Genomic DNA, 9,542 nt, shown 5'->3' on the forward strand with positions numbered 1-9,542 from the left:
TTGGAGGGCGGCTTAACTTTTGTGAAAGTGCTATACAAGCAAGCAGAGAAATAAATAACTGATTTTAATCGTTGTTATCAAAAAGATGGAAAATTTTGCTGAATATCGGTATATTTTTCTCGAACTTAAAATGATAAATCGCTAAAAGAGCGATAAACCAAATAGGTGAGAAGATCAATGCCTCACGGGTATCTGGAGCTAGTGCTAAAACGAACAAGACAAAAGCGAGAAAGATAAACACGAGATAATTTGTATAAGGAAACAGCGGCAGCTTAAACGTACTTTTTGCGGCCAGCTCTGGATTTGCTTTGCGATAACGCATATGCGTAAAGACGATCATTCCCCAAATGAAAATGAAGCAGATCGTCGCAATCGAGCTGATCATGGTGAAAATGTGACTAGGTACAAAAAAGTTCAGGATCACTGCTATAAAAATGATGAGGGTTGAAAATACTAAGGCATTGCCGGGAACACGATTGCGTGTCAATTTTGTAAAGCGGCTCGGCGCACTGCCCTCCTGCGCCAGTGAGCGAATCATTCGGCTTGTACTGTAGATCGCACTGTTGCAGGCAGACATGGCGGAGCTTAGTACGACTAAATTAACGATGGAGGCGGCAGCCGCGATCCCAATTTCAGAAAAGACCTGTACGAAGGGGCTTTGATCTGCGGACAGACTTGACCAGGGATAGATCGACATAATCATAAATAATGACCCAAGGTAAAATAAAATGATTCGCAGCGGGATCGTATTGATGGCTTTCGGCAGCACTGATTTTGGATCAGAGGTCTCGCCGCCGATCAGCCCAACTAATTCTACTCCGCAAAAAGCGAAGGTCGCCATTTGGAAGGAGAGGACAAAGCCCCCTGCACCTTTTGGAAAGAAGCCGCCATGTTGCCATAAATTATTCACTGTTACAGATCCAGCACTGGTTTTAAACCCAGTAAGGATCATGACGGCACCAGCGATGATCAAAGCAATAATTGCGACCACCTTAATCAAGGCGAACCAGAATTCCAACTCGCCGAAAAGTCCGACGGCGACCAGATTCAAGCCGAGAAGCAGGGCCAGTGCGATCAATTCGGGCAGCCATTGGGGGATATCAGGCAGCCAATAGTTTACGTACATTCCGGTTGCGGTCAGGTCGGCCATTGCGATGGCGATCCAACAAAACCAGTAGGTCCAACCAGTTACAAAGGCCGCCTTTTTCCCTAAATAATCTGCGATAAAATCTAAAAATGAATGATCGTTCAAATTCGACAGCATCAGTTCGCCCAAAGCCCGCATGATCAAGAAGATGATGCAGCCTGTAATCATGTATGATAGAAGAATCGAAGGACCCGTCAGCTGAATGGTTTTGCCGGCACCAAGAAACAGACCGGTACCAATCGCTCCTCCAATTGAAATCAATTGGACGTGACGATTTTTTAATCCTCTATCCAATTCTTCATGTGTTTCCAATAAAATCAGTCCTTTTTTTAAGAATAGAACGAGTTTATCAGAAACGAATGAAAGGTGAAAATATTTGCATTGAATTGACAGAATGCCTAGAATTTTCTAATAATTTTAAAATAACATAAAAATGAAAAGAGTTACTAAAGATTTCACTATAACGTGTGTTTTGCAATGATTAAAATGCTATAATGTTGACAAATTGTGTGTTCTGCTGCGTATTTACGTACAAAAAAATCTTATATCCTCACTGTCAGAGAGGAGCAGGCCGCATAGAAGTAAAAAGAGAACCTTATTTTCCATTTTGGAGAAATAAATACATTAAGGAGGAGCCGGTTTGAACAAAAAAACAATCGGTTGGGTGATATTAGGACTGGTTGTGTTTGGCGCCGTAAGTTTTGCAAGCTATCACATCTATCAAGAAAAAATGATCCAGTCAGAAAAGGAAACGAAAAAGGTGCTGAATGAACGTTTAGCCGACCTTTACGAAGATCAGAAGTCGGGCTATTTTAAAGCGGATATCTCAAGTGCTGCGTTTGATGATTTAGCGACTGAAGTCAAAAATCAGCGCGGGGAAAGTCAAACCCTAGAGGATATCGACCACGCCAAGAAAAATTTTGAGCTCCAAGAGGAACTGAATGGCCTTTTTGAGAGTGATGTATTAAACGGTCTGGATCTGTCGGCACATCCTATTTTGAAGGACCCCGAGCAGGAAAAGATTAAGAATTTGAAGGATCAGCTGAGTGAAAGCTCAGCGAAGGATAAGGATTGGGGACAAGACATCAGCATGCTTCTGCGCATCGCTGAAACGCAATCGAAGGACTTCACGAATGCGGAGAGTGACGTGACGAGTCTGCTGAACAAAGGCGACAGCATAACCTTATCAGATTATCTATCGGGAGTAAAAACGCTGGCGGTCTTGCCGGATGGCAAGTATAAGCAGCAGCTGTTGGACAAATTGAATCCAGTAAAAAATCAGCTGGCCAATGAAAATGACAGCTTCGCGACTCAAATTCAGCAAAGTGATGCCTCAATGGCAGAAGCAGAGAAGAGCTATCAAGAGCGGCAGGCGAAGGCACTGGCAGAACGCAACAAGGAATTGTCGGAGTTGAAAAAGGATCTAGCTGAAAAGCAGGAGACGTATGACTCTTATAAAGAGATATTGGATTCGATCGAAGACAGCAAAAATGACGATTCCTCTCGCAAAAAAGCAGAGTCAGAATCTCGTTCTCGTGAGTCCGATTCTTCTCGTTCCAGTTCATCCAGCTCTAGTTCTTCTTCACAGGACCATCATATAGAAGATGATTAAAAAAAGAGCAGCGGTTTTTCTAAGAAAAATCGCTGCTCTTTTTTAGTGTAATTTTTTCAGGAGTGGACGCCTGATAGTCTTCAAACAACGGAAAGATTTGCGTCCGTTTCTTGATATCCAGCTTGATAAAAATATTATGGACATGTGTTTTGACTGTTCCTAGTGAAAGAAAGAGCTGATCAGCAATCTCTTGATTGGTATGATGGGACAAAAGCAGTTCAAAAACTTCCGTCTCTCTTTGCGTGAATTGGTGAGCATGACAAAATCTTTGAACCAAAATCGCTGTCTCCTGCTCCTCAGGTGAGCTTTCCTCTTGCGCCTGGCGTTCCTTTGAGAAGAAATAGAACAATACTAGACAGACAGTAATGGAAAAAATATCCTCTGAAATACTGCGATTGTAGATTTTAGTGGTCAAGGAGCTGTATTGATCCACATTGAAAATCACAAAGCTGTCTTCAATGACGATCAGGATGCTGAAAAGAAGACAGATGATCGCAAGTTTTTTTAAATAGCCTTTGTTCAAATCTGGAAGATCCTTTTGAAGCCCTCGCCAACAATAAACCCCTAAATAGAAAAGAAAAATTTGATTCACTAAATAGTAAAGCCAGACTTTAAAGGCTGAGTTTGCCAGTAATGGGACTGTGACCATCCACACGGCCAATCCAATCAATAAGCCGTAATGCAGAGGTTTGAGTTTTTCGTGACGTAATTCGGCAATGATAGAGATGGAGAAAAAGGCATTTCCCATAAAAATGATGGTCTTAACAGCAGGTGCACTCATAAATGCTTGGTCATAGCTTTGGGCAAAGGAGTTGATGAACTCGGTCATATAAATAATGATGTTGTCAAAAATGAAGAAGGCAAGATAAAGACTGATCAGCAGGAACACTTTGTTTTTTTCTTTTAGATAGGAATTTATTGCGAAAGCCATGGTGATGGAATAAAGAATGATCAAAAGAATGTTATAAACGAAGATAGCTATCATATTGAATCCCCTTTCATTTCGGAATCATTACTCGCATTTCTCACCTTAAGTATAACACCATTTTTTCTTCCATCGTTCTAAAATACGCTAAACTTTTATCTAAACTTTTCTAAACCCTTGAAAAATAAAAGGTTTACATCCAAAAATAAACCAGCTAAAACTCGTTGGATTTTCCATTTGGTAGCGTTTACAACCTTTAGCTTATCGTAAACTTGTGTTTTTTCGCCTAAAGTGAAGATGCAAAAGCAAACAAATTACTTAGGAGGCGTCAACATGGCAAAAAGAGATTTCATTACAACAGAAAATTACACGAAGGAGGAGATTCAGTACATTGTTGATTTATCATTGAAAATCAAAGCTTCTATTAAGAACGGTTTTTATCCGCCATTATTAAAAGATAAAGTGTTAGGCATGATCTTCCAACAATCATCTACTAGAACTCGCGTATCATTTGAAACAGCGATGACGCAATTAGGCGGACATGCAGAATATTTAGCTCCAGGCCAAATTCAATTAGGCGGACATGAAACAATTGAAGATACGAGCCGTGTGTTATCTCGGTTAGTTGATATTCTGATGGCACGGGTAGAACGTCATCACAGCGTTTATGACTTAGCTAATAACGCAACAATTCCTGTAATTAACGGTATGTCAGATTTTAACCATCCAACTCAAGAGCTAGGCGACCTTTGTACGATGATCGAGCATTTGCCAGCAGGCAAGAAAATCGAAGACTGCAAGGTTTCCTTCATAGGGGATGCAACGCAGGTATGCTTCTCATTAGGATTAGTCGCAACAAAAATGGGCATGGAATTTGTTCAGTTTGGTCCGAAAGGCTTCCAATTAAATGACGATCATCGTGCGAGATTAGATGCTATCTGTAAAGAGTCTGGCGGCTCCTACACTGTTTCTGACCAAATCGACGTGATCGAAGGTTCAGATTTTGTTTATACTGACGTTTGGTATGGCTTATATGAAGCGGAATTATCAGAAGAAGAACGCATGAGTACCTTCTATCCTAAATATCAGGTGAATGATGAATTGATGGCTCGTGCTGGTAAAGATGCGAAATTCATGCACTGTCTGCCAGCAACTCGCGGCGAAGAAGTAACTGATGAGGTAATGGATGGACCAAACTCGATCTGTTTCGATGAAGCGGAAAATCGTTTGACTTCCATTCGCGGCCTGCTTGTGTACTTGATGCACGATTACGCAGACAAAAATCCAATTGACGAAAAGAAAAAAGCAGCAGCAAAAGCAGATTTGGAAGTCTTTTTAGGCAAAGCACTATAGACCCAAAAGGTGAGGACGGAAATGATCTGCAGCTTTAAGTGAAATTCATCAAGATTATTTCCATTCGGGGATTGAGGAAATCCTCAATCCCTGTTTCTACCGGAAAGGAAGAAAAAAATGGAAGAAAAAAAGAAAAAGTTTAGTTTGATGAGTGCAATATTATCCGTTATCTGTGTTGTGTTTGTGGCGGAGGCAGCAGCACCGGTCGCGGCGATCGGAAATTCACAATTTTTTTGGTGGATCTTCCTGTTGATCGCGTTCCTTTTGCCGTATGGTTTGATTTCTTCAGAATTAGGCACGACATATATTGGTGACGGCGGGATTTATGACTGGGTGACCCAAGCGTTTGGACATCGTTGGGGTTCACGGGTGTCTTGGTATTATTGGATCAATTATCCATTATGGCTGGCTTCTTTAGCAGTGGTTTGCCCTGATTTGTTGACGACAATCACTGGTATTGAGTTTCCAACAGTAGCAGCTATTTTGATCGAACTTGTTTTTATCTGGCTGATCGTCTGGATCAGTTTTTATCCAGTCAGCGACAGTGTGTGGATTCTAAACGGCGCGGCCGTGATCAAAATGCTATTGGCTATTTTAATTGGCGGATTGGGACTTTATACGGCATTGACTAAAGGAGTAGCCAATGAGTTTACCCTATCCTCCATGCTGCCAAGCTTCAACTTGAACAGCTTGTCCTTTATTTCGGTTATCATCTTTAACTTATTAGGTTTTGAGGTTATCTGTACCTTTGCTGATGACATGGAAAATCCTAAAAAACAAATTCCTCAATCAATCATTGCGGGTGGATTGGTGATTGCAGCGATTTACATCTTCTCAGCTTTCGGGATCGGTGTTGCGATTCCGACCGATCAAATCAGTACCGGCAGCGGACTGATGGACAGCTTCAAGCTATTGACCGGTTCAACTGGCGGCTGGTTTATTATCGCAATGGCGTTCTTGTTCTTGCTGACACTGTTCGGCAATATGATCTCTTGGTCATTGGGCGTTAACAATACTGCCTGCTACGCGGCGGAAAATGGCGATATGCCGAAAATATTTGCAAAACGCGGTGGAAAGGACGAAATGCCGATCGGCGCAGCTATTATGAATGGCGTCGTGGCTTCGATCGTCGTGGTCATCGCACCAATTTTACCGAATCAGGATCTGTTCTGGGCCTTCTTCTCATTGAACCTAGTTATGTTCTTGATGTCTTATGTTCCAGTGTTCCCAGCTTTTTACAAATTGAGACAAATCGATCCAGATACACCACGGCCATTTAGGGTAGGCGGCAGTGATACTTTCTTGAAAGTTTTGGTGGCGCTACCAATGATCATGATCGTGATTTCATTGATCTTTACGGCCCTGCCTTTGCAGTTTGATCCTGAAACATTGAGTCAGCAGCTGCCGATCACGATCGGAGCTGTCGTCTTCACGCTGTTTGGTGAAGCGATTATATGGACGAAAAAAATCAAAAAAGAAGGAGTAATTTATCATGGCGAAGAGAATCGAAAAGACAACACCGAAACAAGACGGGTTTAGAATGCCCGGCGAGTATGAACCACAAGAAAAGGTTTGGATGATCTGGCCGGAACGCCCAGATAACTGGCGCGATGGCGGAAAACCGGCTCAGGAAGCCTTCACGGAAGTAGCAAAAGCAATCAGCAAATTCACACCTATGAATGTGGTGGTTTCGCAGCAGCAATTCCAAAATTGCCGTCGTCAACTACCAGAAGACATTACTGTTTACGAAATGTCCAATAATGATGCCTGGATTCGCGATTGCGGGCCAAGCTTTGTGATCAATGACAAAGGTGAATTACGTGGAAATGACTGGGGCTTCAATGCTTGGGGCGGTCTTGTCGATGGCTTGTATTTCCCATGGGATCAAGATGATTTAGTAGCGCAAAAGATTTGCGAAATCGAACATGTCGATTCTTATCGTACGGATGATTTCATTCTAGAAGGCGGCTCATTCCATGTCGATGGTGAAGGAACTGTTTTAGTTACAGAGATGTGTTTATTGAGTGAAGGGCGCAACCCTCACATGACGAAAGAAGAGATCGAGCAAAAATTATGCGACTACTTAAACTGCGAAAAAGTTTTATGGTTAGGTGACGGGATCGATCCGGAAGAAACCAACGGTCACGTGGATGATGTTGCTTGCTTTGTACGACCAGGTGAAGTAGCGTGTATTTACACAGAAGATGCAAACAGTCCCTTCTATGAAGCGGCACAGGATGCCTACAAGCGTTTAAATGAAATGACCGACGCGAAAGGCCGTAAGCTGAAGGCTCATAAAATCTGCTGCCCAATCGAAAATGTAACGATCGACGGCAATTTCAAGATCGACTATGTAGAAGGAACGATGCCGCGTGAAGACGGCGACATCTGTATCGCTTCTTACATGAACTTCTTGATCACGAATAACGGTGTGATCGTACCGCAGTATGGTGATAAGAATGACGCATTGGCGTTAGAGCAACTAGAAATGATTTTCCCAGATAAAGAAGTTGTGGGTGTAAATACTGTTGAAATCGTATACGGTGGCGGAAATATTCACTGTATCACTCAGCAGCAGCCACAAAGATAGGAGACCCTCATGTCAAAAATCGTTATCGCGTTGGGCGGAAACGCGTTAGGTAATTCCGCTAATGAGCAGCTGACCAAAGCTGAGTTGGCGGCTAAATCGATCGCTAACCTGATTGCGGCGGGCCATCAAGTCGTGATTGCTCACGGGAATGGGCCGCAGGTCGGCAAGATTCGTTTAGCTTTTGAAGAAACCAGCAAATCGGCGGAGGATACGATGCCGTTTCCTGAGTGTACGGCGATGAGCCAAGGCTATATCGGCTACCATCTGCAGCAGGCGATCGATGAAGAATTGGTATCCCGCGACTTAGCAGATATTCCAGTCGTTTCAATGCTGACACAAGTAGTCGTTGATCCAAAAGATCCGGCCTTTGCCAATCCAACGAAACCGATCGGCGGCTATTATAGCGAAGAAGAAGCCAAAAAATTGATGGATGAAAGTGACGATGTTTATGTAGAGGATGCCGGGCGCGGCTGGCGCCGTGTCGTTCCTTCGCCAAAACCAGTCGATATCTACGAAAAAATCAGTTTACAAACCTTAGTCGACGCGGGGCAAGTCGTGATCGCCTGTGGTGGAGGAGGCATTCCGGTCATTTATGAGGGCACCCGTTATAAAGGTGTCGATGCGGTGATCGATAAGGATTTTGCCGCTGCCAAAATGGCGGCCTTGATTGATGCAGATGTCTTCATTATCTTGACTGCTGTGGATCATGTCTTCGTCAATTTCGGCAAGCCAGATCAAAAAGCCCTGGAAACGACTTCTGTAGCAGAGATGAAAAAATATATCGCTGAGGATCAGTTTGCTCCCGGCAGCATGCTGCCGAAGGTCGAAGCAGCGATTGATTTTGCTGAATCAAAGGCAGGGCGACGTGCAATCATCGCTTCACTAGAAAAAGCTTCAGAAACACTGGATGGAAATAGTGGTACAACGGTACAAATGTAAGCTGCTTTTTCGAAAAAAATCAGCACCTTAGTAAAAAAGCTGTCAAAACGACATAAAATATAATTAGGAAGCCGAATGGCCAGATACCTTCATAATCGATGGTAATAGGGTCGTTTGGCTTTCGTTTTGTTAAGTATTTTGCAAAAAGACTTTAAGGATGGAAACTTTTTTTGTATTTTCTCTTTTGGAATTTCCCGGTTATTTGATCACTTTATCAAATAACTGGGTCTTTTTAATGACTTCAGTCAGTTTCGCTCGCGCTAGCGAGTGAAACAAAAAAACCGCGCGTTTCTACGCGTGGACGAAAGAGCTTTAGCGTTAAAAACTCCTTTCGATAGACTACTAAGTGGCTACCAACCGCTCATTTTATCGAAAGGAGTTTTTCTATGCCATCAAATGACGACAAAAGTTTATCACATACACGCTGGAATTGTAAGTACCACATCGTGTTCACACCAAAATACAGAAGGAAAGTAATTTATGGTGGGTTAAGAAAAGATATCGGAAGAATTTTGCGTAAACTTTGTGAGATGAAAGAAGTAGAAATCATCGAAGCTCATGCAATGCCAGATCATATCCACATGTTAGTAAGAGTTCCACCCAAAATAAGCATTTCTCAGTTCATGGGATTTTTAAAAGGCAGAAGTGCGACTCTGATCCATGAGCAGCATGGAAACTTAGTCTATAAATATGGGAATAAAAGTTTCTGGTCCAAAGGATATTACGTAAGTACAGTGGGGTTGAATCAAAAGACAATCGCAAAATATATAAGAGAGCAGGAATCAGATGATCGTATTCGAGATAGTATAAGTAAACGAGAATACGTCGATCCATTCAAGAGTAAGAAAAAGAAATAAAGTAGCGGGCGCCGAGCGGTTGGCGGTCTTTTAGAAAGCTCCATTTATGGAGTATGTGAGTGGGGACCTCTTCTAGAGGTGTTAAAAAGCCACCCGTTTTCACGGGTGGATGGGTTACT

General features: G+C 42.6%; 8 protein-coding genes. 6 read left to right on the forward strand and 2 right to left on the reverse strand.

The features are described 5' to 3' along the window. Window positions 1-64: 64 nt before the first annotated feature. The gene (locus JZO85_RS04490) at window positions 65-1,459 is read right to left on the reverse strand and encodes an amino acid permease (protein ID WP_207107329.1); all 1,395 of its coding nucleotides are present in this window, start codon (window positions 1,457-1,459) and stop codon (window positions 65-67) included. Window positions 1,460-1,787: 328 nt separating this feature from the next. Between JZO85_RS04490 and JZO85_RS04495 the strand changes: the two genes are divergently transcribed. Further along, on the forward strand, window positions 1,788-2,759 hold the full coding sequence (locus tag JZO85_RS04495; protein WP_207107330.1) for a GumC domain-containing protein: 972 nt from the start codon (window positions 1,788-1,790) through the stop codon (window positions 2,757-2,759). Window positions 2,760-2,778: 19 nt separating this feature from the next. On the opposite strand, the gene JZO85_RS23265 is transcribed toward JZO85_RS04495, so the two are convergent. Continuing rightward, on the reverse strand, window positions 2,779-3,744 hold the full coding sequence (locus tag JZO85_RS23265) for a response regulator transcription factor (RefSeq protein WP_277988922.1): 966 nt from the start codon (window positions 3,742-3,744) through the stop codon (window positions 2,779-2,781). A 273-nt stretch (window positions 3,745-4,017) separates the two neighbouring features. On the opposite strand from JZO85_RS23265, the gene ptcA reads away from it, so the two are divergent. From ptcA to tnpA, 5 genes are all read left to right on the forward strand, one after another. Beyond that, window positions 4,018-5,037: a putrescine carbamoyltransferase gene (gene ptcA, locus JZO85_RS04505; RefSeq protein ID WP_207107331.1), complete on the forward strand. Its 1,020-nt coding sequence runs from the start codon at window positions 4,018-4,020 to the stop codon at window positions 5,035-5,037. A 117-nt stretch (window positions 5,038-5,154) separates the two neighbouring features. Beyond that, on the forward strand, window positions 5,155-6,576 hold the full coding sequence (locus JZO85_RS04510) for an APC family permease (protein WP_207107332.1): 1,422 nt from the start codon (window positions 5,155-5,157) through the stop codon (window positions 6,574-6,576). Further along, window positions 6,530-7,627, forward strand: a complete 1,098-nt coding sequence (gene aguA, locus JZO85_RS04515; RefSeq protein ID WP_207107333.1) for an agmatine deiminase — start codon at window positions 6,530-6,532, stop codon at window positions 7,625-7,627. The genes JZO85_RS04510 and aguA overlap by 47 nt, the downstream gene beginning before the upstream one ends. Window positions 7,628-7,636: 9 nt before the next feature. After that, window positions 7,637-8,566, forward strand: coding sequence for a carbamate kinase (gene arcC / locus JZO85_RS04520; RefSeq protein WP_207107334.1), 930 nt, complete (start codon window positions 7,637-7,639; stop codon window positions 8,564-8,566). Window positions 8,567-8,952: 386 nt separating this feature from the next. Next, entirely contained in the window at window positions 8,953-9,423 is a 471-nt protein-coding gene (gene tnpA, locus JZO85_RS04525; protein WP_207107335.1) for an IS200/IS605 family transposase, read from the forward strand. The last annotated feature ends 119 nt before the right edge of the window (window positions 9,424-9,542 follow it).

Origin of the sequence: Candidatus Enterococcus murrayae (assembly GCF_017315985.1) — a bacterium.
In the GTDB taxonomy this organism is placed as follows: Bacteria; Bacillota; Bacilli; order Lactobacillales; family Enterococcaceae; genus Enterococcus_A; species Enterococcus_A murrayae.